The sequence below is a fragment of the Flavobacterium sp. genome (assembly GCF_047602195.1).
Classification (GTDB): Bacteria; Bacteroidota; Bacteroidia; order Flavobacteriales; family Flavobacteriaceae; genus Flavobacterium.
In genome coordinates, this window is sequence record NZ_JASGHW010000004.1 from 2,054,328 (window position 1) to 2,079,755 (window position 25,428).

Annotated in this window: 17 protein-coding genes, 1 tRNA gene and 1 pseudogene; 5 read left to right on the forward strand and 14 right to left on the reverse strand. The window is 48.4% G+C overall.

Annotated elements, in window-relative coordinates; genetic code table 11:
• Positions 1-80: 80 nt before the first annotated feature.
• The 8 genes and pseudogenes from QM717_RS15335 to QM717_RS15370 all read right to left on the reverse strand — a co-directional run.
• A complete protein-coding gene (locus QM717_RS15335; RefSeq protein WP_415038736.1) occupies positions 81-1,490 on the reverse strand; it encodes an antibiotic biosynthesis monooxygenase in 1,410 nt (469 codons plus the stop codon).
• A gap of 126 nt (positions 1,491-1,616) precedes the next feature.
• The gene (locus QM717_RS15340) at positions 1,617-2,453 is read right to left on the reverse strand and encodes a lysophospholipase (RefSeq protein WP_415038738.1); all 837 of its coding nucleotides are present in this window, start codon (positions 2,451-2,453) and stop codon (positions 1,617-1,619) included.
• 209 nt (positions 2,454-2,662) lie between these two features.
• A complete protein-coding gene (locus QM717_RS15345) occupies positions 2,663-4,561 on the reverse strand; it encodes a sigma 54-interacting transcriptional regulator (RefSeq protein WP_415038740.1) in 1,899 nt (632 codons plus the stop codon).
• A gap of 32 nt (positions 4,562-4,593) precedes the next feature.
• A complete protein-coding gene (locus QM717_RS15350; protein WP_415038742.1) occupies positions 4,594-6,855 on the reverse strand; it encodes a histidine kinase dimerization/phosphoacceptor domain -containing protein in 2,262 nt (753 codons plus the stop codon).
• Between the two features lie 14 nt (positions 6,856-6,869).
• Positions 6,870-8,348, reverse strand: coding sequence for a sensor histidine kinase (locus QM717_RS15355; RefSeq protein ID WP_415038744.1), 1,479 nt, complete (start codon positions 8,346-8,348; stop codon positions 6,870-6,872).
• A gap of 4 nt (positions 8,349-8,352) precedes the next feature.
• Complete coding sequence (locus QM717_RS15360) at positions 8,353-9,108, reverse strand: hypothetical protein (protein WP_415038745.1); 756 nt, start codon at positions 9,106-9,108, stop codon at positions 8,353-8,355.
• A gap of 79 nt (positions 9,109-9,187) precedes the next feature.
• Positions 9,188-9,919 (reverse strand): LysR substrate-binding domain-containing protein, encoded by a 732-nt coding sequence (locus QM717_RS15365; RefSeq protein ID WP_415038746.1) that lies wholly within the window; start codon positions 9,917-9,919, stop codon positions 9,188-9,190.
• A 118-nt stretch (positions 9,920-10,037) separates the two neighbouring features.
• Positions 10,038-10,160, reverse strand: a pseudogene (locus QM717_RS15370) (LysR family transcriptional regulator); the annotation flags it as partial.
• Positions 10,161-10,294: 134 nt separating this feature from the next.
• On the opposite strand from QM717_RS15370, the gene QM717_RS15375 reads away from it, so the two are divergent.
• The 4 genes from QM717_RS15375 (at position 10,295) to QM717_RS15390 (ending at position 14,611) form a co-directional block, all read left to right on the forward strand.
• Positions 10,295-10,714, forward strand: coding sequence for an OsmC family protein (locus QM717_RS15375; protein WP_415038748.1), 420 nt, complete (start codon positions 10,295-10,297; stop codon positions 10,712-10,714).
• Positions 10,715-10,747: 33 nt separating this feature from the next.
• Positions 10,748-11,773: an alpha/beta hydrolase gene (locus tag QM717_RS15380; RefSeq protein WP_415038750.1), complete on the forward strand. Its 1,026-nt coding sequence runs from the start codon at positions 10,748-10,750 to the stop codon at positions 11,771-11,773.
• Positions 11,774-11,812: 39 nt separating this feature from the next.
• Entirely contained in the window at positions 11,813-12,598 is a 786-nt protein-coding gene (locus QM717_RS15385) for an alpha/beta hydrolase (protein WP_415038752.1), read from the forward strand.
• Between the two features lie 153 nt (positions 12,599-12,751).
• A complete protein-coding gene (locus QM717_RS15390) occupies positions 12,752-14,611 on the forward strand; it encodes a T9SS type A sorting domain-containing protein (RefSeq protein ID WP_415038754.1) in 1,860 nt (619 codons plus the stop codon).
• A gap of 66 nt (positions 14,612-14,677) precedes the next feature.
• Here QM717_RS15390 and QM717_RS15395 read toward each other — a convergent pair whose 3' ends face one another.
• On the reverse strand, positions 14,678-18,934 hold the full coding sequence (locus QM717_RS15395) for a CotH kinase family protein (protein WP_415038756.1): 4,257 nt from the start codon (positions 18,932-18,934) through the stop codon (positions 14,678-14,680).
• Positions 18,935-19,248: 314 nt separating this feature from the next.
• Here QM717_RS15395 and QM717_RS15400 point away from each other — a divergent pair, with 314 nt between their 5' ends.
• On the forward strand, positions 19,249-20,004 hold the full coding sequence (locus QM717_RS15400; protein ID WP_415038757.1) for a T9SS type A sorting domain-containing protein: 756 nt from the start codon (positions 19,249-19,251) through the stop codon (positions 20,002-20,004).
• Positions 20,005-20,163: 159 nt separating this feature from the next.
• Here QM717_RS15400 and QM717_RS15405 read toward each other — a convergent pair whose 3' ends face one another.
• The 5 genes from QM717_RS15405 to QM717_RS15425 all read right to left on the reverse strand — a co-directional run bounded on the left by QM717_RS15405 (position 20,164) and on the right by QM717_RS15425 (position 25,428).
• Complete coding sequence (locus QM717_RS15405) at positions 20,164-20,754, reverse strand: hypothetical protein (RefSeq protein ID WP_415038759.1); 591 nt, start codon at positions 20,752-20,754, stop codon at positions 20,164-20,166.
• A 257-nt stretch (positions 20,755-21,011) separates the two neighbouring features.
• Positions 21,012-22,748 carry a hypothetical protein gene (locus tag QM717_RS15410; protein ID WP_415038761.1) on the reverse strand — a complete coding sequence of 579 codons (1,737 nt, stop codon included), beginning with the start codon at positions 22,746-22,748 and terminating at the stop codon, positions 21,012-21,014.
• A 469-nt stretch (positions 22,749-23,217) separates the two neighbouring features.
• Positions 23,218-23,291, reverse strand: a tRNA-Arg gene (locus tag QM717_RS15415).
• Positions 23,292-23,395: 104 nt separating this feature from the next.
• The gene (locus tag QM717_RS15420) at positions 23,396-23,539 is read right to left on the reverse strand and encodes an SsrA-binding protein (RefSeq protein ID WP_415038763.1); all 144 of its coding nucleotides are present in this window, start codon (positions 23,537-23,539) and stop codon (positions 23,396-23,398) included.
• A 116-nt stretch (positions 23,540-23,655) separates the two neighbouring features.
• Positions 23,656-25,428: a M56 family metallopeptidase gene (locus QM717_RS15425; protein WP_415038765.1), complete on the reverse strand. Its 1,773-nt coding sequence runs from the start codon at positions 25,426-25,428 to the stop codon at positions 23,656-23,658.

Sequence of the window (25,428 nt, forward strand, 5' to 3'; positions counted from 1 at the left end):
TTAATGATTAATAAATTGGTTTCAAAAGTAATTTGCTGATTTAGGGTGCTTTGTTGACTTGGGTTAAGAAATGCTTTTCGTTATTCGCGTGTCATCGGGGCAAATTCGATGAGCATGTGGAGCCCTTTCTGGAACGGCAACGTTTCGGATTTCGTTTCCAGGAATTCGACCACCGGTTTGACGGGCGGAAAATTCAAGTGGTATTGGAAAGCATCCGGGCTCCTGAATTTTTCATACGTCACGAACCGGGTTTCGTCGTTTTCAAGCTCCGAAAGCTGGTAGGTCACCACGCCGGGTTCGCTGCGGAATTGGGGCATTGCGGTGTGGTAAGTGTCCTTGAAAGTCTGCTGGGTGCCTGCCTTGGCGTCTACAAAAAGCATGACCATGAGTTGGTTGTCTTCGGTTTTCGAGGTCCTGCGCCATTGTTGTTTGCTGAGCGGCTCGAGGTCTTTTATGGCAAATTCGACAGCGGGTTGGGAAAGGGCTTTCTTGGCGAGCGATTGGAGTTTTTTTCCGTGCTTGCCGTTTTCAAATGACTGACGTCCGGATGGGCTTTCCCATCTTTCGATGAGCCATAAGGTGGTGGGTTTGTCCTGTTCCAGATAAGCCTCGGCCATGATGTTGCCGGGTTCAGACAGGGCATGCTTGACATAATCCGACAAGGCTTTGCGGAATTCCATTTCCATTCCGGATTTGACCCCGAACTGGGTGATGCGTGCAACCATCTGCAATTGGTTGAGCTGCTCCAACACCGCCTGCCCAACAGCCTTGGCCGATTGCGGGTTTTGCCCCGTTACGACCCGTTGGTCGGCCACCACATGGGTTTGCCACAACCCTGATTTCTCAAACCGGGCACCGCGCTCGATCAGTTTAGATTCCAACAGGAACGGCACTTCTTTGTTCAGTGCTACGGCCACTTCTTCTTCATTGGTAAAGGCGTTGATTTTTTTGCCGTCGACGAGGTATTTGCCGTTCGACAATTTTACGTTGACCAAACCGGCAGGGCCATGGCACACGGCGCTCACAATGCCGTTGTGCTCATAGATCTGCGTGGCGATTTGGGCCAGTGCGGTGTTGTCGGCGAAATCCCACATCGTGCCATGTCCGCCGGCATAATGGATGGCGACGTATTTTTCGGGATCGACTTCGTCGGGTTTGAGCGTGTGCTCGATTTTGTTGCGGTACTGGGCATTGTCCCAGAATTTTTTGTTGACCGGGTCACCGAGATTGAATCCGTCTACGGGTGCCTTGCCGCCTTTTGGGCTGACAAAGTCGATTTCGTATCCGGCGGCGGTGAGCACTTCCCAAGGATGCGCTACTTCAGAGAGGTAGAATCCGGTCGGTTCTCCTGTATTGCCTTTTTTGTCGTGACTGGTAACTACAAATAGAATCTTGTTCATGGTATTGCTTTTTTGTGCGTTAATGTGTTTTGTCCCTGCCGCCAAAATCATCAGCGCGATCAGGATTGTTTTTGTAATTGTTGATTTCATGATAATTGATTTTTTGTGGTTGAATAATGTGGTAATATAACAAGGCAAAGTTCTGCCGAATTGTTTCCGTGGAAGTTGCGTCAGCGCACTTTAAAAGTGTGATTGCAGTCACACTTTTCTGCAAGGCTAAGTCCTTTCGTCGATCCACCGGATAATGTCCTTCATGATAAACCCATTGTATTTGTCATTGATCAGGTCGTGGTAATGCCCTTCGTAGAGTTTGAGTTGCCGGTCTTTGGCGCAAAGGCTGGCGACAAAATATTCGCTGCCGCTGTGGTTGGTCACCTTGTCTGCCGTACCGTGGATGATCAGCACCGGGATTTTGATTTTTGGGATCAAGGATTTCAATTGCTGGGCGGCCGCGTCCAATTGCTGTATGGTTCGTGTCGGTTGTTTCTCGTTGGCCAGTAAAGGATCGGTGTTCATTTGCTCGATGAGTTGCCTGTCCCTCGAAAAATCTTCATTGCGCAACCCGACCAGCCGCAACCTTGGTACAAATCGGCTCAGGAATTTCACGAGGTTCAAGGCCAATTTGGGTGTTGGCACTTCCAATGCAATGCTTTCCGCTATCAATCCCTTTAATTGGTGTTGGTACTGCGCGGCATAAAGCGAAGCCCATACGCCGCCCGCGCTGTGACCCATCGCAAACAATGGGATCATGGGATTCTCTGACTGGATGAGATTGGCCAGCGCTGCAATATCAACGACAATGGCATTGTAATCCGGGATGTAATAACGCAGTCCTTCCGATTGCCCGCGTCCGCGCAGGTCGATCGCGTACACACCCAATCCGTTCTCGACGAGTTCACTCGCGAAATTTTGGTAATAACCACTGTGGGATTGGAATCCGTGGACAATCAACAAGATGCCTTTGGGCTGGTCCGCCTTCCAATGGCGGTAGGCGATTTTCTGCCCTTCTTTGTTCAAGAAAGTAGCGATGGTGGGAGCAACGGCTGGTACCATGATTTTGCGTTTTGGCAATACATGACCAAGGATGTGCCGTTCCGGTAAAATACAGGAATAGAGTGTGTTTTATTTTATAATTAACTGATTTTCATTTGTTTGTATTTAAATTGCTTTTGATCGAGCAGATGATAATCGGACAGTTATCTCCAAAAAAAATGGAGACGACCGCAAAAAACTCCGAAAATATCGGAGCAAAGTTTAAAAAATCAAGGAAGGTAATCTTCTTTTCGAACCCCCAGTTTTGCCATTTTCGATTCGAGCGTGGTGGGTTTGATGTCGAGCAATTCGGCAGCGCCGTGCATGCCCCGGATGCGGCCGTTTGTCTTTTTGAGTACGGCAATCAGGTAATCGCGCTCGGTTTCGCGTTGTGCGTTCCTGACGTCTTCGAATGTTTCCAGCGCAGGTTTTTCGGGCAATCCCGTTGCGGCATCGGAAAAATTCTGCTGCCATTCCAATCCAGATTTCCCATCGCTCAGGATAACCGAACGTTGGATCACATTTTCCAGCTCGCGGATGTTCCCGGGCCAATGGTAGGTATTCATGGCTTCGGTCATCTTTGCGCCGATGCCCGGAAAATCCTTGTTGAATTCCGTACAGAATTTTTGTGCGAAGTAAAGCCCCAGCAAACCGACATCGCTTTTGCGTTCGCGCAACGGCGGCAATGTAATCGGGAATACGTTGAGGCGGTAATACAAATCGAGCCTGAAATTTCCCGCGGCGATTTCCTTTTCGAGGTTGCGGTTGGTGGCCGCCACGATGCGTACATCTACCTTTCTGGGCATGCCGCCGCCCACGGGGTCGATTTCCTTTTCCTGTAACACGCGCAGGAGCCGCACCTGCATGTCCAATGACAGTTCGCCGATCTCATCGAGGAAAATGGTCCCGCCATCGGCTTGCTCGAATTTGCCTTTGCGTTTTTCGACGGCTCCCGTGAAGGCGCCTTTTTCGTGACCAAACAATTCGGCCTCGATCAACGAAACCGGAATGGCAGCACAGTTGATTTTTACGAAAGGTTGGTTTTTTCTCGGTGAAAAGGTGTGGAGGCACTCGGCGATTTTTTCCTTACCGGTGCCGCTCTCGCCAAGGATGAGTACCGAAGTCTGGTAAGGGGCAACCTGCATGGTCAAATCCAGTGCGGCGAGTAACAACGGATGTTTGCCGATAATGGTCTTCAGTTCGACCGGGGCCAACACACCGGGTTGCGGGGACGTCGCCTTCAGATGGGAAACTGGTGCTGCAACTTCGGCCAGGTTGTCTTTGAGACGCTCGAGCAAGGCCAGGTGTTCGTGCTGGTAACTGTCGGGTTTGCGGCTGCAGAACAGATAGCGCAAATCTCCGCCTTCGGTTGCTGTAGCGAAGGACAGATAACAATCCATATTGAAATACAAGGCCAGTGCCTTTTGAAAATCGGTTGAGGGTTTGCTGAGGTCGGCAATGAAAGCCTGTGAAAGAGGCGGGTCGTTTTCGCACAAAACGTTTTTGTCCTGCCCGGTAATCGTCATCGCTTCCTTTTCGCCAATGAATTGGTATTCGTCGAAACCAACGCGCAGGTAGCCAAAAGTTTGGCTTTGTCCGTTGCCGGTTGGGTATTGGCAGATGATGAGGTCGAAGGGAATGTGCGGCTGGAGTTCGCGCGCCAGTTGGAGCAGCTTTTGTTCGGGGACCGCCGGTTCGCGATTGATCTGCGTGATTTTTTGCTGCAACGAGGCTTCGCGCTGCGCTTTGGATTCGATGCTGTTTTGGAGGCGGTAAAACGCGATGTCGAGCGCCACGAGCAAATCCTTCTCGCGGTAAGGCTTGACCAGGAACCCGTAAGGCTCGGTCTTCTTGACTTCCTCGAGTACCTTTTGGCTCGAATTGGCCGACAGGTAAATGAAGGCGATTCCCGTCGCTTTTAATTTCTGGGCCAGGTCGACCCCGGTCTTTTTGCCTTCCAGTTGGATGTCGAGCAGCACGAGGTCGGGTTTTTCGTTTTGAAGGATTCCATCGGCTTCTGCCACAGAAGAAGCGATGCCAATGACCTTGTACTTGGCTTGCACCAAAATCAGGCGCAGTGCATTGGCCAACACATATTCGTCCTCGACGATGAGTATTTTGCGGTCCATTTGGAAATGTTTTATCGTCAACCGTGTCTAAATTACTTATTTAAAATGACAAACCGCACAGTGATCTGTACGCCTTGACTATTTGTTATGGCCATGCTGCCGTTGAGCTGTTTGGCGAGTCCTTTGATCAGATCGAGTCCGAGCGAGGTAGTGTTGTTGGTGTCGAATTCATCCGGCAAACCGATGCCGTTATCGGCGATCTTGAGCAACAGGTAATCGGCGCCGTCGTGCTGCAGCACAATATCTACAATGCCATTCTGTTCGTGGAGGAAGGCATATTTGATCGCGTTGACGATGCTTTCGGTGATGATGAGTCCGAGCGGGATCGCCTGCGAAACATCCAGGTGGACCGGTTCGACGGTCTGCCGGAACGTGATCTGGTTGCCCGCATCGAAACTTTCCTGCAGGTAATGCACAAGCTCGTTGATGTATTCGGGCATCGCGATCGCCGAGGTATTCTCGTCCTGATACAGTTTCTGGTGGATCAACGCCATGGCCTGCATGCGGCGCAAGCTGTCCTTGACCGCCAGTTTGGCCGCGTCGTCCTTGAGGTACATCGATTGCGAATAGAGCAGACTCGTGACCATCTGCAGGTTGTTCTTGACGCGGTGGTGCACTTCCTTGATGAGCCATTCTTTTTCCTTGATGAGTTTGTCCTGCTGGGTATTGAGCGCTTCGAGGTAGTCGTTTTTTTGGTCGAGTTCGCGCTGGTGCGCCTCGAGTTTTCGGTTGGTTTTTTGTTTGGTGTGGTACAGATAGTAAAGCAATCCGACAATGATCAGCAGCAATGCCGCACCGACCAAGGTAATGTTTTTGGTGCGTTGCGCCTTTTCCGATTTGATGCGGATGAGCTGGTTCTGGCTGTTGAGCAGCTTGATATTCTTTTCTTTTTTTTCGGTTTCGTATTTGAGCTGCAAATCGGCAAATTGCTTGGCATTGGAGATGTTGAAAAGCGAATCGCTCAGGGACTTGTATTTTTGCAGATGCGCGATGGCACTCCGGTAATTTCCTACGGCAGAATCGGCCTTGAAATAGGTGTTTTCTGATCCGGCCAGAACGACATTGTTGTTGCGCTGGTTGACCAGTTGTTTCAGGGAATCCACATACGGGCGGGTTTTGTACGCCTGCCCAATCCCAATCAGGTATTTGATGATCACGTCATACCTTCTTACCCGATTTTCGAGCATGTTGTTTTGTGCATCCTTTTGGTTGCACTTGAGCAAATTTTCATAGTACGGCTTTCCTTTGTCGTATTGTTTAAGGATGCAATGCAGCGACAGGTATATGGACGAATAATACATATTGCACTCGTTGCCGGGCTTGTATTGGATTTCTTTTTCCAAAAGCGCCAGGGCTTCGGCGGTTTTTCCCATACCGTGGAGGATACTGGCGGTGTTTTCTGTGGTGGTCCGCACCGATTGGGTTTCGCCATTTTTTTTGGCAATGACCAAACTTTTGTTGTAGTAGGCGATCGATTGGTCAAAAAATTTGAGTTCGCCGTAAATGCCGCCCAGAAGATCATAGATGAGCATTTTCCAACGGCTGTCATTGGTATTGTCGACTTTTTTTTCGGCTTCCAAAAGACAAGTGAGCGACTGGTCGTGGTCGCCCAACAACAGGAAATTATAGCTGATGTAATACAACTCTTTGTAAGTATCCTGTCGTTTGACCTGTTTCTTGATTCGTATGGCCTGCCTGGCGTATTGGGTGGACCGCTCCAGTTGTTCGTCGTATTGGTATTCATTGGCCATCTGGGAATAGGTGTCCGCTTCCTCGGCCAGGGCGCCGGCCTGTCGGTACAAGGCTAGGGCCTTGCGGTAATATTTTTCGGCTTTGGTCATTTCGGCATTCGCTGCAAAATCGTTGGCGACGGCCCGGTATACGTCGGCCATTTCCTTTTTGAGTCCGTTGCGGTGGGCATACTGCAAAGCCTTGTTCCGCAATTGGGTGCCCAACTTGTTTTGGTTTCGGGTAACGGCAATCTGCCCGTCGAGCAACAAGCTTTGGGCGATTTGTTTCTTCAAGCCGAATTTTTGGCTGATGCGCATGGATTCCCGATTGAACAACGACGCGCTGTCGAGGTCTTTTTCGGATGGGTTTTCCCTTTCTACATAGTAACTCGCCGCCTGCTTCAAAAGCATAGCCTTTTTGGCTGGGTCTTTTTCCAAAGGCAGTTTTTTCCATACGACTTCGAACTGTTCCTTGCTTACCGTTTGCGCAAAAGCATGAGCGGTAAACAATAGTAGGGCCGCAAGAAGGCGGGTAAATTTTGTACGGTATTTATCCACAGGCATTTGCATCGGTTCAATTACTTGTTAAAAATAGCGAATCTTACCGTAATGTGTACACCTTCACGGTTTTCTATTGTCATGGTGCCGTTGAGCTGCTTGGACAATCCTTTGATCAGGTCGAGTCCGAGCGAATGCGTTTTCGAGCTGTCGAATGCTTCCGGCAACCCCATGCCGTTGTCGGCAATCTTGAGCAGCAAATGTGCTGTGCCGTCGTGTTGCAACACAATATCGACTACACCTTTCTGCTGGTTGATGAACGCATATTTGATCGCGTTGACAATGCTTTCGGTAATGATGAGTCCCAGCGGAATGGCCTGCGACACATCGAGAAGGATCGGGTCTATATTTTGCCTGAACGCAATCTGTTGGTCCACATCGAAACTCTCCCGCAGGTAATGCAAGAGGTCGTTGATGTATTCGGGCATCGCGATCGTCGAGGTATTCTCGTCCTGATACAGTTTCTGGTGGATCAACGCCATGGCCTGCATGCGGCGCAGGCTGTCCTTGACGGCGAGTTTGGCGGCATCGTCCTGCAGGTACATCGATTGCGAATACAGCAGGCCGGTCACCATCTGCAGGTTGTTCTTGACGCGGTGGTGGACTTCCTTGATGAGCCACTCTTTTTCCTTGATGAGCCGGTCCTGTTGGATGTTGAGCGTTTCGAGGAATTCGTTTTTCTGGTCGAGTTCGTGCTGGTGTGCCTCGAGTTTACGGTTGGCCTTTTGTTTGGTACGGTACAGGTAATAGAGCAATCCGACGATGACCAGCAACAGCGCAGCGCCGATCAAGGTAATGTTTCTCGAGCGCTGTGCCTTTCCCGATTTGATGCGGATGAGCTGGTTCTGGCTGTTGAGCAGCTTGATGTTTTTTTCCTTTTTATCGGTTTCGTACTTGAGTTGCAGGTCGGCCATTTGCTTGGTGCTGTTGCTGTTGAAGATCGAATCGCTCAACGACTTGTACCGGCTGAAATGGGCAATGGCACCCAGGTAATTGCCCCGGGCGGAATCGGCCTGGAAATGGATTTTCTCGATCTCGGAAAGCGCCAACGTATTGTTGCGTCCATTGGCCAAATTCCGCAAAGTGTCCATATAAATGTAGCTTTTGCCGGCCTGACCGGTTTCAATCAGGTAGCGGATGATGGTTTGGTACTTGACAATTTTGTCTTCAAGCGGCGTGTATTCCTCGCCTTTGCAATGGATCAGGCTTTCGTAATACGGTTTGGCCTTTTCATATTTTTTGAGCGCCAGATAGAGGGTGAGGTAAATAGAGGAAAGCTCCGTTTCGCATTCCTTGCCCGGTTTGTAATGGTATTGGTTGTCAATAATCGCGAGCGCTTCGGCTGGTTTTCCCATATCGTATAAGATGCCGGACATGTTTTCGATGATGCCTTTTACCGCTTCGGAAAAACCATGTTTTTGGGCAATGGCCAATGTCTTTTTGTTGTATTCGAGCGATTTGTCGTAGAATTTGAGTTGGCTGTAAATGATGGCGAGCATGTTTTCAATAATCATTACCCAGACCGCATCGTCCTGTGCTTCCGCAATTTTTAGGGCTTTCGAGCAAGTAAAGCTGCGCCTGATCCAGATTCCCCTGCAGTTGTAAATTGTAGGCAATGCAATACAATTCGGTATGGATGTTCGGCCGCTTGATCTGTTTCTTGATGGCGATGGCCAACTTGGCTTGTTGGGTCGACAATTCCAGCAGGTCATCTATTTGATAGCCGCGTGCCCACAGCGCATGGGTTTCGGCTTGTTCGTAAAAAGCGCCGGCTTTGTTGTACAATTGCACGGCTTTATTGAAACAGGCCACATATTTTGGGATGTCGGCCGCATTGCAATAATCGTTACCCAAAGATTTGTAAACATCGGCCTCCTCTTTCTTGAGGCCGTGCTTGCGTGCATAGTGCAGTGCCTTGTTCTTGATTTGGAAGCCCAGGCTGTCCTTGTTCCGCTTGACGGCAATATGTCCATCGAGCAGCATGCTTTTGACGATCCTTTTTTTCAAACCCAGTTTGCGGCTGATGTCGTTTGCCTGTTTGTTGCACAAAGCGGCGCTGTCGACATATTTTTTCAATTCGCTGTCTTTTTCAAGGTAATAGCGGGCCGTAAGGTGCAGCAGGTCGATTCTCTTTACAGGATCTTTTTCGACAGCCAGCTTTTTTCGTACGGTTTTATACTGCGCCTCCGTGATGACCGTTTGCGCAAAAGCGCCGACCGTAAAGAACAGCAATGTGGTAAGAAGGCTGGCGGACTTCATAGTTTGCTTATTCACAATAGTTTGACGTATAAAAATACTAAACTATTTTGAATAAAAACCGCAAAACCTTCTTTTCGTATTATTTGAATTTTTCGACGGCCTTGATGAAATAAGGCGAGTCGTTCCAACGGATTTTTCGGTAGGCGAAATTTTGGCGCAGCGATTCGGGCAGGCAATTCCATATGGCCTCGTTCATTTTTTCGAGCAATAACTTTTTGGAAAAGCTGTCCGATACCACCAGGCTGATTTCGCGCACGGGTTTGGGCTCCTTGAACGGCTTGAACATTTCGGAATGCGCCTCGTTGATGACCGACAGTTCGGGCAGGATGGCGAAACCCAATTCGGCGCGCACCAAATTCTTGAGCGTCTCGATCGAATTGATGTCGTAATGGAATTGCTCCTTGATTTTCCCCGGATTTTTGAGGCCGCAGATGTCGAGCAATTGCGCATTGTAGCAATATTCGTTCTGCAGCAACAGCAATTCGGCCTTGTCGCCGGGTTGCATTTCATAGAAGGCCGCGTCGGCCATCGGGTGGTGGCTGTTGAGGTAGGCCAGGAACGGTTCCTGGAACACCGGATGTTCGATCAGGTGCGCGCTTCCGGTCGGGGTGGCCATGATCGCCACATCGATTTCGCCGGTTTCGAGCCCATGGATCAGGTGCGCGGTATAGGCTTCCTTGATCTTGAATTGCATCTTGGGCGTCGATTCTTTCATCGCCTTGATGAACAACGGAATGAGATAGGGGGACAGCGTGCTGATGACGCCTACCTTGACTTCTCCTTTCGAGCGTATTTTTTTCGTTGATGACAAAATCGCGGATGTCGTCGGCCTCGCGCAGGATTTTTCGCGCACGGTTGATAATTTCCACGCCGAGTGTTGTCGGGGTCAATGGTACTTTGTTGCGGTCGAAAATCTTGATCCCGATTTCTTCTTCAAGATTTTTGAGTTGGATCGTGAGCCCGGGCTGGGTCACCATGCACACTTCGGCAGCCCTTGCAAAGTGGCGTTCTTCGTCGAGTGCGACGATGTATTTCAATTGCTGGATGGTCATGATTATAAAATTATTTTATAAAGGTAAAAAATTATCAATTTGATTTATGAAAATACCCGACATAAATTTGTCCTATCAAAATCAACGTAATGATTTCGAAAACTAAAAATAACAACAATTAAAAAATCAACATTATGAAATTTACAAGAAAAGCAAAAGCGAACTGGAAAGGAACCGGAATGGAAGGAAAAGGAACCATCAGCACCCAAAGCACCACTTTAGACAACGCCCAATTGTCATTTAAAACGCGTTTCGCCGAAGGGGTCGGCACCAACCCAGAAGAATTGATCGCAGCGGCGCATTCGGGCTGTTTCACCATGCAATTGAGCTTCCTGTTGTCTGAAGCCGGATTCGTCCCTGAAGACCTGAACACCGAAGCCAGCGTAAAATTTGAAGACGGCACCATCATCACGATCCAACTCGATTTGACCGGAAAAGTACCGGGAATCTCAGAAGAAGAATTCATCGAAACCGCACAAAAAGCCAAAGCGATCTGTCCGGTATCCAAACTGCTCAACGCAGAAATCACTTTAGCGGTAACCTTGGTTGCCTGATCAAAACAAATCAACAATAAAAATCAACTTATCATGAAAACAATCATCACCACTTTCGCATTCACCCTGGCCTTGGCAACCGCCAGCGCCCAATCTCCTAAAGCTGAGAACGACCCGAACATCGATCCGCAAATCCGCGGCTTCCTCAAGGCATTGAACAACAGCGGCGGCAAACCCGTCGAAGCATTGAGCCCGGCCGACGCACGTCAGGTATTGGTAGGCGCACAAAAATCGGTCGAAGTGGATTACTCCGGAATCGAGGAAACCGAAAAAACGATTACCCAGGACGGGCAGTCGATCAAACTGCACATCGTCAAACCCAAAGGCGCTAAAAACGACATTCCCGTATTTATGTATTTCCACGGTGGCGGCTGGGTGCTCGGCGATTATCCGACACACCGCAGATTGGTCCGTGATCTGGTCGTAGGCAGTGGGGTAGCGGCAGTATTTCCAGACTACACCCCGTCGCCTGAAGCGCAATATCCGGTGGCGGTCAACCAAGGCTATGCTGCGACCAAATGGGTTGCCGAGCACGGTGCGGCAATTGGCGTGAACGGAAAAAATCTGGCCGTCGTGGGCAACAGTGTCGGCGGGAACATGGCAGCGGTCGTGGCCTTGATGGCCAAAGACAAGAAAGGTCCCGAAATCAGACTCCAAGTGTTGTTGTGGCCTGTGACCGATGCCGATTTTACCAGACCGTCTTACCAAGCGTATGGCGAAGGCCGTTTCCTGACCACCAACCTGATGAAATGGATGTGGGACAATTACACCACCGATTTGAACAAACGCAAAGAAAAATACGCCACGCCGTTCAACGCCACACTCGATGAACTCAAAGGCTTGCCACCGGCACTCGTTCAAACCGCCGAAAACGACATCCTCAGGGATGAAGGTGAAGCCTACGCCAGAAAAATGGCTGAAGCCGGAGTAGCAGTTACATTGACACGCCACCAAGGAATGATCCACGATTACGGCTTGCTCAACCCGATTGCCAATGTCCCGGCGGTACAGGTGGCTTTGCTTCAGGCAGCGGCCGTCATCAAAAACACTTTAAAATAATCGAAATAATTATCAATCTCCTATAAATTAAGTAACATTATGAAAACACTTTTTAAAACACAGTTGAACCGTTTCTACCTGTTGGCCACTTTCGCATTCGGATTGTTCTTCACCGTTCCGTCGTTTGCCCAAACAGCCCAAACGCCTGTCAAAAATGTCGTACTGGTACACGGTGCCTTCGTCGACGGCTCGGGTTGGAAAGCGCTCTATGAAGTACTGACCCAGAAAGGCTATAAGGTAACCATCGTACAGAATCCGCTTAGTTCGCTCGAAGATGATGTAAGGGCAACCAAGTTAGTGCTCGACAAACAAGACGGGCCAACGATTTTGGTGGGTCATTCCTGGGGCGGCACGGTAATTACCGAAGCCGGAAATCATCCAAAGGTGGCTGCTTTGGTTTATGTGGCCGCCGTGCAACCCGATAGTGGTGAAAACACGATCCAATGGTTGCAAACCGCACCGCCGGCTCCAGAAAATGGCGTATTGGCTCCCGATGCCCATGGAATCGTTTACTACGACAAGGCCAAATTCCATGCAGGTTTTGCAGCCGACATCCCCAAAGCCGACGCCGATTTTATGTATGCCTCACAAGGCGCATTTTACGCCAAAGGATTTGAAACGCCGATCAGCCAGGCGGCCTGGAGAAATAAACCGGCTTATGGCATAGTGGCGACCGAAGACAAGAGCATCGTTCCATCGATCCAACGCGCGATGTACAAACGTTCGAATTCCAAGATCACCGAAATTAAGGGCAGTCACGTTGTTTTCATGTCACAGCCCAAGGTGGTTGCCCAAGTGATCATCTCGGCAGCCAACGGAAAATAATTTTTTTGATTTGATTTTTTTGAGAAGGCCCGATTCGCAAGAATTGGGCTTTTTTAATGCCCCAATTTTCAAATATTTGAGGGGAGTAATGTCTTATGTTATAAGAAATTACTTATTTTTATAACCTCTAACAACCAACCAACCAATCAACCCATGAGAACAACATTACTTTGCATTACCGTGCTGCTTGGACTAACGGCTACGGCACAGAATTTCCAATGGCAATGGGCCAAACGCGGCGGCGGTATCAAACATACGCCCGCGGAAAGCGAATCGGCTATGAATTTCGAAAGTGAACAAATCATTGATATTGTCGTCGACGCCAACAACAATTATTACTTTCTGGCCTTCATGGGACAAGGCCAAACCGAATACGACGGAGCGCCCATCACCGTTTACAACCACGAAAATTCAGATTACAGTCCGACCGATGTGGTCTTGATCGCCACCGATTGCGAAGGCACTTTAAGATGGATGCAAACCATTGGCGGCGCAGACCGCGATTTCTCCTATAAAATCGTCTTGGACAACAATGGCGGTTTGTATTTAGGGGCAAGTGTAGTCAATATTTCTGACGCTTCGAATCCGTATTTGCCGCCATATTTCAGTCCGACCGACAGTATGCCTGTGTTGGGCGATAACAACGGGGAAGCGCAGCCCGGCTATAAAACGATTGCTTTGCTCAAATACAATACAAGCGATGGTTCGCTCGCGTGGCGCGTGATGCCGCAGGGTGACGTTAATTATTTGTTGCGATATGCCAACATCAACGAGGTGGTTATCGATTCCCAAGGCATATTGCACACGCTCATTGGTTTCCGAGCCGGTACACACCTCAATGGGCAGGTTACGGTTCCGGGTGGTTTTACCAACCAGTTTAAGTATTACATCGTGAAGTATGACCGCGATGGCAATCTCCTGAGTGTATTGCCGTTATCGCTTGAAGGTGCGCTCAATCAGTTTTCAACCGACTTCAGGTATGATGAAAATTTAGGCCGCTATTATTTGGCCGGATTTAGGAATTATGGCGGCGCTGTCGATCCGCTAGTCAACTTGTCTTTTAATGGGCAGCCTTTCACCAAACAAGCCTATATTTTGGCGTTTGGCGCTTCGGGCAATGAAGTATGGCGCAAAGAAATTACCTGTACATCTCCATTTCAGGACAGTCGTTTCCTCGATTTCGAGATTGATGGTGATTCCAATCTCTATTTTGCCGGAAAATATGTGATCGATTCAGAAAGCCCGAGCGTCAACATGAACGGTTACCAGTTTCCATCCGATTTGGGCGGCAACATTGTATACCTCATGAAATTGAATGCGGCAGGGGAAGTGCAATGGTTCAGCAAACCATCGGGATATACCACAAGTACAGGCATTTTTACAGGTTCCAACTTTGCTCATGATCTCGTGATCAATGGCGATGAAATTGGTGTGGCCACGCAAGTGACGAATGAAATTTGGGGTGATTTCGTGGTCAACCGCCCGGTCAATCACCGCTCGGACCCAGCTATTCTTCGACTCGATAAAGCAACAGGAACACCAATTGGTCTGCACGATATCATGGGCATTGCTAATCATGACGATGCGTTTACTGCGATCACCGTCGATAACGATGGGAATTACATCACAGGCGGTTATTTCCACTCAGACCTTTTTACGGCGCCCAACGACAATGTACCTACCTTGACCAAGGTGTTTGACCAGTCTTATTATACGGATTTCTTCATCAGCAAACTCGCCGCTGGGCCTTGCGGTAGTTTGGCGACCCAGGATTTTACCGATAATCCAATCGGGGTCTATCCGAATCCGTCAGACGATGTAGTGTATGTGAAATCGAACCAAGAGCTGTCGGGTTACCAGGTTTCAAATCTGCTCGGACAGGTGGTGCTCAAAGGGCATTTCGAACAGGGCGAGCATGCGATTCCTGTACTAAGTCTTCAATCGGGAACCTATATTGTCCGTCTGAAAACAATCGACGGGACAATCCTAAACCACAAGATTGTAAAGAAATAATTGCAACAACAAATAAAAAAAGCCCGATTCATAGGTCGGGCTTTTTTATAAGATGCAATAGACTATTTATCGCTTGACCAATTTGTGCGAGATGGTGCCATTGGCCGTCTTGATTTTCAACAAATAGACCCCTGTATTCAAGGCCGCCAGATCCATGGTTTCGGTATGGGTGCTGGCCGTGCTTTTGTGCCAGATTTTCTTGCCCACGAGGTCATAGACCGACAATTCAGTCATTGATCCGCTGCTGATGATCTGTACATGGTCGTTAAACGGATTCGGGAAAATCTGGTAAGCCGCCGCCTGATGGGACACCGTCGCCAAATTGTTGACGACGCCCTTGAGCGTCACGTTGTCCAGACGGTTGTTGCCGTTGTCTGCGGTGGTGTTGCCCTCGAATGCAATCTGTATTTTGAAATTGGCATTGTTGTTCACCGCCGTGATTGCCGTAAAATCGACCGCGACCAAACTGTAATCGGTCGTGATGCCAAACGCGCTTTGTGCCAAACCGGCTTGCGTAAAATTGCTGCCATCGGTGCTGTAGGACAAATGGTTGGTCAGCATGCCTTCGTTGGTACGCTGCACCGCATAGGCGAATTTGATGTCCTTGTAGCCATTCGTAGGCAAGTCAAACACAATCGTCCGTCCATCCGAAGGATTCCGTACCCGGGCGCCTTTACCGGCCGTTTGGTCCATGTGCAAATTGACCGCCGAACCGGTGTTGTACGCATCGATGTCCCTTGGTCCCGAACCGGTGTAGGTCATCATCGGAACCGCGCCGGGAATGTGGTTGTAATCGGCGGCGATGGTCGTCACGTCTGGAGGTGATTCGAGGCTATTGAAATGCCAATAATACACCACATCTTCGGTATTGACGATCTCGGTGAAATGGGCTGTCGCCGAAGTCGCCTGTGAAACCTGCAATACAATATCCGGATTGTTGGGATCGGGCGTCACAACGGCCCCGTCAACGACCCAATGGCTGAACGCATAACCTGCATTGGCTTCGGCTTTTAACATCGTATCGATATTGCCGAACACCTGGGCCGTAAACGGATAGTCGACGAGCCATTCCGAATTCATCTTGATTTTTCCCGCTCCTACAGGTTCGACCTGGAAAGTCGTGGCATATGGTCCGGTGACTTCATAACAGTCGTTGAGCCCGGTGCTGATGGTCTGCGAGCAGCGTGTCAGCAGGAAATTGCGCGCATCCTGTACGTTGGCCTGCCAGACCGCAAGGCTGCCGCCCCAGCGCTGGATTTGACGCGGCATTTCGGGTGCAATCACCGCGACGATGCTGTCAAATACTTGCGTCACGTGTTCGCAGGAAAGATGCGTATTGAGCAAGTCGGCATAACGCGTAATGTATTTCTGGCGCACGATCGGGCTCTCGGCGACCAGTTTGGCGATGGTTTGCGCATGCCCGACGCCCACGCTGATCTGTTCCACCTGGCAGGGCGGTGCATTGGCCGAAATATCGGGGATGCCGGTATAATTGATGTAATGCCCGAGGATGCCGTCGACGTCCCAAAGCGCATACCGCCATTTGTGCGCACCGCCCGATGGATCGGTGCCGCGCCACCAGGAGGTGTTCCAATTGAGCCAGTCCTTGTTGACCAGATAGGAGTTGAGCACGAAATAGTCGACAAGGCTGTCGATGTTGAGCTGGCCTTCGACATAATTGTAATTGGCTTCGACGGCCATGTCATTGTTTTGTACATAATCGAGCAGGTCTTGCCAGTCGTCCTCGGCGGGCTGGTTCCCGAATTCGGGATTCGTATCGCCCCAGGTCTTGATGTATTGGATGTAGATGTCGCTGTCGCGGAACGTATAATCCTGTCCGTAGTAGTAATCGGTGTATTGGTTGTCGTCTACTTTTTCACGCAGGTCGTAAAGTCCCCAATATTGGCCGTTGACAAAAAGCGAAACATAAGTGCTTCTTCTTTCGTCCAAATCCAATTCGGATACTTCGGAAAGCTTTTGTGCAAAAACATCGCGCATGTGGGCGCCGCCCGCTTGGTGTGGATAATTGTCGCTTCCGGCTGCCTTGAGGATCAATCGCCTAAAGGTCGGGCGTGGAGTCGTACCGAAGAATTGGTGCTCCAGACGCCGTTTGTAGCCGTGGTCATCGCGTGCGATGAAGTCGATCCCGCGTTGGTCGTAAGCCCAGGAATCATTGCCGTGCTTGTCGAAATCGCCCATGGTTTCGTCGATAAACGTGCCGTCTGTCTCAAAATATTCGAAATAACCTGTGGGTTCGATCTGGGTGCCGTTGAGCAGTGTCAGCAAATCGGCATCGCCAGACAGCGATACCATCGGCAAGGACGAATTCTCGTTGATCAGGTAGGTATTGGTTTCAATGAATCCAGGCAAAATACCGGGAACCGTACTAAAAGTCCGCGCCCTGAGTACCGTAGATTGTGCAATGGCAATCGGGCCTGTGTAAAGTGGGGAAGCGGCTGTTGGCGTCGCCCCGTTGGTGGTGTAGCGGATCTGTTCGTTTGTGCCGTTTGTGGAAAGCGTCACATTGATTGGTCCGGGATATTTTCCGGCTGCCATATTCAAGACCGGTTTGTTTGTGTAGTTCGAATAGCCGTTGGTGTTGAATGTTCCGGGCGTAGGATCGTCAAAAACGCTCCAGGTCGATGCGCCATCTGTGGTCCGGCCATAGGAATGATTGGTCTGCGTCACAAACATTTCATGCGACTCGATGATGTTGCCGCTTGGGTCGGCCAGGACAATTTCATCGGCGTCGGTGGTTTGTGTCAGGTCGAAACTTGCATGCAGGACGGTGCCTGAGGAAATGTTGCGGTTCGAGCAAAACACCAATACCTTGCTGTTGGGCGGGATGATGCCGCTTTGGATTTGCCATTTCGTAGGATTGTTGATGTTGTTGCTCAAATGGTAGCCCGCCAGATTGAAATAAGTATCGGGATTGGTGTTGTAGAGTTCGATCCAATCCTCGTTGCGGTCAAAGCCGTCGTTGAAGTTGCGGTTCGATGCCGAATATTCGTTGATCACCAAAGGGCCGTCGCCAAATTCGATCGTGCCGTAAGTGACCGATACCTCGCGGCGGTTGACGAAATTGAACGTGGCGTTGCATCCGCTGCCGCCCCAGTTGCGTGCAAAATTAAAGGTGTAGGCAATTTGTCCCGTCGAGACGATGTTGCCGATCGGGCTGTCGTTGAGGTTATAGGTGTAAGTGCCTTCGTCACCGCCCACGCCATTGACTACCGGTGTTTGTCCATTTGGACCGGATACGAAGCTGCGTTGGTCCGACATCCAGCCGCCGGAACCGGCAGGTGCAATGAAATCGTAACTGAAATTCGAGGACAAAACAGTTTCGCCCGCCGGAACCACAACCTCTAAGGTGGCTTGCTGGTAATTGGGGAAAAAGCAGGAATTGATTGCCTCGTTGTTGGTTACGGTGACCACGGGATCGATGTTGATCGGGTAAACGCGTTCGGCCGATTGCAACCACGAGCCGTCGATGCGGATTTGAATTTTATAGCGGGTGTCGTTTAGTTTGACGATTTGGTATTTTCCCTCATACGGCTGCGGCCGTAGATTTCGCTCGGCTAATTTGCTGTCGGTGACGATGGGCTGATGGAAAATGAGTTGTTCCGTTCCGTTTGGATGGACAACTGCAAGCCGGTTCTGGCCGTTTTCCTCCCGAATGGTGTAGCCGTTGGGCAGATCGATGGTTTCTTCCACGAGCAGGTAATCGAACTGCGCCGGGAAAAAAGCGGCCTGGTGGACCAGGTAATTGTATTTGAACGCCTGGTGGTACAAGGTGATGTTCATGTCGACAGACGGCGCGATGTCTTTCAATTCAATCCCGTCGTCATTTCCCAAAATGGTTTCATGCCCCGTGGCATCTATTTTTTTGACGATAGTCTGGTTCGAAACAAAAAGGAACTGGGTTTGCCTAGGCACCTTGATTTGCTGGCCGCCCATCGTTATCGAACCGGTTTTGACATCCATTTCCAGGAAAGGATTTTGCGCCGGGTAGACCAATTTGTCTTCGTCTCGGGTCAATCGGTAATCGATGACGTTCCATCGGCCATCTTCGCCTTGGTAGTGCAAAGGCACCGAAGATTGCACCGTGGTTTTCGTTTTGTTGGTGTTGACGAACGTTTGTGAATATTTCGTTCGGCGGTCGATCTGCTCATAATCCACTTGGTGAATGGGAGCAAAATGGGTATTTTTTTTTGATTCGGGGCGCGATAGTTGGGGAGTTGCGATTCGGGTGCCGTTTTGCGAATAGCCGCAAAAAAAGAAAAGCAGCAGGCAGCCCTTTAAAAAGGTTCGTGTTGTTTTGGTCATGTCGGTTAGTTGTAAAGTTAGCACAGCCGGAAGCGTGCAAAAGTTTTGTTTCTGCCTCTAATTTAAACAAAAAATGTTTTGTTAATACGCAGATTGATAAATACTTATGGTCAAAATGCGCGAGCCCGCACCAAATAAGAAATGTTCGGGGATAATTGGCGCTTCTTGATTTCAATCAAGGGCTTTGGCAATATTTCCTGCCAATTTTGCACCAATCAATCAGGGAATGAAATCCTTGAATTTTATATTATTCAATCATCACTCGGGGCGCTGCTGAATAGTTTGGGGCGCCGCGAAAAAAAATCAATCAGAAAATGAAAAAAGTTACACTTTTGGCTACAATGGTATTTGCGGTCATGGCTTCGGCACAAAATGCTTCAAAATCTTTGCAAACTGCACTCGCACCGTCCTATGACAATTGCGACAATGCGCTGCTCATTCCGGTCCGGCAGAGCTTTCTTTCGGCGGCACGGACGGTCAATAATGTACAGGCCAACCTCGGCACCTTGCTTCCTGCATGCCAAACCGATGTGATGAACGACGTTTGGTTCAAGGCCGTTGTCCCGGCTGATGGCGCACTGACCGTTGAAACGGGACCTGTTTCCGGCTCCGAAGTATTCGATACCGTTATCGCGGTGTATTCAGGCGTCTGTGGCAACCTAACGTTACTGGGCTGTAACGACGATACCGATTCGGGAACCTTTTCAAAGGTCGATTTGACGGGTTTGGTGCCCGGTTCAACAGTCTACATCGGTGTGTGGCAATACAACAACCCCGAGGTAGGACAGGGGCAGTTCCAGGTGTCGCCTTACAACGCTTCGTTGGGTACGCCCGAATTCGCCAAAAGCGACTTGAAATACTTCCCCAATCCGGTCAAGGATGTACTGGCCATTTCAAGCGACACGACAATCCATACGATCGAAGTGTTCAATTTATTCGGCCAGTTGATGGTTTCAAGGCCGGTGAACGCAAAGGAAACCAATATGGAATGCAGCACGTGGGCCTCTGGGAACTACATTGTAAAGATCCATACCGAGAATGGGGTGCAAATCGCGAGGATTGCCAAGTAATTTTTGTTTTGATCCAAAATAAAAGCCTCTTTCGGGAGGCTTTTTTGTTGTTGTTTCATCACGGATGTGTTTATTTTCCGTGTCTGCGTATCGAAAAGGCATGAAAGCCAATCCCGAGGGCAATGGGTATGGCGTTTCCAAAATCCTCAATATTGCTATTTATTCCTTGAGCAACAGTACCGTGGCCTTGTAACCCGTACCGACATTCCATTGGCTCGATTTGATGACGACGCCTTTGTCGTTGTAGACCTGGAATTCGGCCGTGTTCGGCGAAGCAAAACCTTCATTTATAGCGACAAAATCGATTTTGTTGATGCCTTCGTTCAAATCGATCTTGAAGCCTTTGTATTCCTTGTCCATGACGACTTCAGGCTCGACGAGCTTGTCGTTCACATAAACCTTGATTTTATCGCCATCGATTGCGGCGGCATCGCGGTAGCGTACCGTTGAGGTATGGGATTGGGTTTTGACACCGCCCAGGTATTGGTTCCGTCGGTAGTCGGCTTCGTCGGGATGTGGTTTTTTGTTGTACTGGTTGGGGCTTTTGAGCAATTCGGCCTCGGCCAGCTTCAAAGGATCGGGTTTTTCGACAACAATAGGTGGTTCTGGTTTGGCTTCTTCTTTGGGCGGGGTGGCTTCCTTGATTTTGAGGCTTCCACCTGAAATCGGCTTGGTTTTGCTGTTGAGTTCGTCCTGTGCATATCCTTGGATGCACACGGCTAATATGATGATGAACAATATCCTTTTCATGTTTTGTAGGTTTAATAATGTATTATTAAAACCTTTTTTTGATTGGGTTTATTGCTTCTGGAGGGTTAATTTGTTCTTAAAAGGAATATCGGTTCTTGCATTAGTCAATTTCCAAGCATAACTGAATAAAATGATTCGATTGAGTCTTTTCGAGTTTTTATCAAAATAGTCATAAAAGTGACATAGATAATGTTGTTAGTGTTTTTTTAAACTCATTCCAATTGAACCATCACCCTAAATTCAAAGGCTTTCTTACACTATTGATTTCTAGTAACGTGTATCGTCCCGCTAACAGTGTGGGTAACTCCATAGTTATCATCAAAAGTTCCCGAGAGTGTCATGTGCAACAACTCGCCGACATTTCCAAATGCTATTAAATTGTAGGTGATATTTTCATTTGCATAAGTGTGGTACGGGCCCAGCGTATCAAACAATTGGAATACAGAACTGTCATACACACCAGGCACCAGCGTATTCCCGACAACGTGTAGCCGGGTGGTACTCATTGCTCCCGCAGAAAATAGTAGCGTAGGTGAATTATAACCACCAAACAAGCCGGTGAACAAATAGGTTACAGGTTGATCATCTAATTTGTAAGACACGTAATTTGAAATCGAATTACAGGCCGTCAAATTGCCAACATTAGTAGTTGGTGTAGTTATCGCATGATTAACCGATACCGTCTGGAGATTATCCAGATCGACTCCTCTAAGCGAAAGGGTCGTGACACTACTGCAAAAAATGGAATTAAAACTAAAAGTTCCATTGGTTACATTTATAACTTGGTCGCCTCCAAGCCTTGACATTACAACGTAGCCATTAGTGACAGCAGAACCATCGCACTTTTTCAAAACGCCAGTAACCAGTGTAGATGTTGTCGACGAACCAGCTATTTGAATGGTCGGCAAAACAGTATCCCCGTTGAAAGGCCCAATAGTTGTCGTGTAAGCAATCCCACAGTCTGAATATACGTTCAAGGTTAAGGTCTGATTTTGAGGAATCATTCCTGAGATAGTTCCATTATTGTCAGTATATCCGCTAACAGCACTAAGGCTGCTATTTGCTATTAAACCAACTACAGTATTGGGCAAAGGATTTCCATTAACGCCAACAACGGTAACCGATAATGAAACGGTAGCGAAAAAAGCATCACAATTCCACCATGAAAAATGGGAAACTTGGCCAATGTATTTGTTTCCTGATCTGGTTGCGGTTCCTTCCTGTATCCAATAGCCGAGGGCTTCATCAAAATGCCAAAGCGGAATGGTGGAAGGCGCCGTTGCTAATTGTGAATTGTCGATCATCATTTCAATCTCGGCAGTATGTCCACCCGCTATCTGGAGTTTTTGTCCACTATTTCCCCTTAGTTCAACATTCAGCATTCCAAAAGTCTTGAGAATAGCTTCTTGGCCGGTATCGGTTTTTGCGTAAAGCATCCCGGGCATAAGCAGGGAAATATTCTCGTTTGAACTTTCTAAGTGATACATTGAAACAGAAACGTTACCTGAATACGGATTTCCATTTTCATCTTCAAAAGCACCATCAAAAGTTACTTTCGTCCCTGATGGCAAAGCAACTTCAGCAGATGAGCCTGAAGTTATGGTTTGGATAGGAGCAGATGGAATCAGCATGACCTTTACGTTATTTTTCCCATTTGTGGGGACCATCGCCCTTGAGCCATCGATGTATCCGGGCTTTTTTACGGTGATATAAGCGAATTGTTCGTATACCTCGGCGCCGTCGATAATGAAAACGCCGTTGGCATCTGTCTGGACGGTAGATGTCCCAACTGCAACCACTGCGTTTGCCACAGGAAGACTGTTTATATCTACTACCTGTCCGATAAAATCGCGGGAGACTTCATTTCCGAAATTTTCTGAAAAGGAATTTGGTGAATTTTGAGGTTGGGAATTTTCCTGATCATCGTGCGGGTCACATCCTGACAACAATGACAAAGTTGATAACAGTATAATAGAAAGTAAGAAATTTTTCATAATGATTCTGATACTTATGGTTTATTCACGGCATCGTTCCACAATTTCAAACAGTTATGTATAAGAAAACCCCACCGATAAGGATAAAAAACATTGAAAACAACCATTGGTAAAATATCAACCCAATCCTGTGCCGTAGGCGTTTGGTTAAAAAGGATCTGGAAATTGAGTTTGTGGTGTTTAAAGGGATTTCTACTACCTCTGGTGAAGTGTGTGTAAAAGGACGGGTGGGGAAGAAGGACGTTTCATCATGACTGGATTTCGCTGCGCGACATCCACAAAGCTCCGCTTTGAAAATAGTAAGAAAGAAAAAAAGCGCTCAAGTGAACTTGGCGCTTTTTTCTTTACACTCTATTTATTCGTGACCTCGACTGGATTAAATTTCAAGCAGCGCTCCGCACTGAAAAACAAAAAACAGCTAAAATAAAAAAGCGAGCTTTATATTTTAGCTCGCTTTCCGTTTTATTCGTGACCTCGACTGGATTCAAACCAGTAACCTTCTGAGCCGTAATCAGATGCGCTATTCAGTTGCGCCACGAGGCCGTTTGCAATGCGTTTGACGCTGTTTGCGGGTGCAAATATAAGCATTAACGTTAAACCTGCAAGCGTAAAAATCAAATAAAATAAAATTTTTCTGTGTTGCTTTTTTATTCGTCTAGTGCTCTTGTAGTTACATAGTAGCGCCACGCGATCAAAGCCTTCTGCCAAGTGCTGGCCGTGGCCAAGTCGAGCCGTTGTTTGGTGAAACTCGGTAGCAGCAGTTTGTTGATCTTGGCTAAAAGTTTAAACATTTAGATATTTTTGTTCGGTCGGCTTGATCTGGTAAAAATACAAAAAAAGGCCGCCCGAAGACCGCCTTTTTCCACTCTGATTATTTGTTTGATGTAATGATGATGATTTTTTAGACTTATTGCCCTTGGGAAGCTTTCTTTGCTTTTGCCGCTTTGGCTGCTGCTCTTGCCTTGGACAATTCTTGGCGGGCTTGCTCGAGTTCGCGTCGTGTTTCCTCCATTTCGCGTCTGGTTTCTTCCATCTCGCGGCGCGTTTCCTCCATTTCCTGGCGGGTTTCCTCGGAATCTTCCGATGCTTCACCGGCTTGTTTGCGGGCTCTTTCGGCATGTCTCAAAGCGAGCTTCGCTTGTTCCTTGGCCAATCTCGCGCCGGCTTTGGCCTGTTCTTTAATCTCATCGATGTTGATGTCGATATCGGCCAGGATTTTATCGGTGTCCACGTCGATTACCTCGCCATTGACCGAAACTACAACTTTGCCGTCTTTATTGGTGATGGTTTTCACGACCACGTTTTTACCGCAGGCGGCCGGCGGAACCACCATGTCTGGCATATCCGGCATTTCGGGCGGTTCAGGGATCGAAATGTGCTCGCCGTTGACGATGATTTCATGGTCGCCGTTTGCTCCGGTCGAATAACTGTAGGTGTAGCTGCCCTCGGCATCTTCAGTATCGGCGGCATCTTCACCGTCCTTGTCTCTGATGATGCGAATTTGCTTGCTGTTGCCAAAGGCAATCTTGCCATCTTCCTGGCGTGTAATGTTGATCGGTTTGATCGGTTCGTCTCCGCTCAACTGGTAAGTGCCCGATTTGCCGTTCTTGTCCGAATAGACCGCCTTGAGTCCGATAATTTCACCCGCGCTGTTTCTTTTCACCTTTGAGAACTTGAGCTTGGCGCCGTATTGTTTCTTGAATTCGGTGGTGTAGGCGTTGAGCTGCGCATCGGTGGTGTTTTTGTTGATCGTGATGTTGATCGGTTTGCCCGATGGCATTTCGGTGGCCTCGACATCGGTGTGGCGTTCTTGCGCGATTACTTTCACTTGGAAATAGAAAAGGAACGCTGCGAGTACCGGGATGATCAAGGCATACTTCCAGGAATTCGATTTCTTCGATTGGCTTTTGTTTAGCATAATAATTCGTTTTTTGATTAATGATTGATAAAAATGGTTGGTGATCTCGACACAATGTTCGTGTGTCGTTACTTTTAATAAGGTGATTTGATACGCTTTCTTATCGGATAAATTTTTGAGCGCGCCGCTGTCGGCAATAAACTCGAGGTTTTGCAGGATCGCTTTCTTGTACAGCCATGCAAACGGGTTGAACCAGAACAGGATGCAAAACAGCCGCGAAATCAACACATCGGCCGAATGTTTCTGCTCGCAATGCACCTTCTCATGTTCCAAAATATTCTCGAGTTCTTCTGCGCTGTACAAGGAAGAATTGTAAACAATGTAACTGAAATAGGAGAAAGGCGAAACGTTGTGGTTCACATCGACCAACTTAAAGTCAGCCTGTTGCTTGATTTCATGGCCCTTGAGCGTCTTGGCCAGGCTTCCAAAATCAAAAATGAATTTGATCAAGAAAATAAAAATCCCAATCGCATAGACCAAACCCATCACGATAAACCAGTCGATCTCAAAGCCTTCATTGACCACCGGCGCGGCGATCCGGGCGGGCATGTCGCTCCAACCAACCGCTTCGGGAATCGGATCGACCCAAACTATTTTTTTAAACGTAACCAGTGGCAGTAATATCGAAGTAACTAACCCTAACAAGAGAAACCACCGGTTACTGTTAAAAAAAGTCTCTTTCCGCAGCAGGAAATGATAGGCGAGGTAGAACGTGGCGAGCAAAGCGCCCGATTTGACGAGGTAAACGAACAGCGCTTCCAT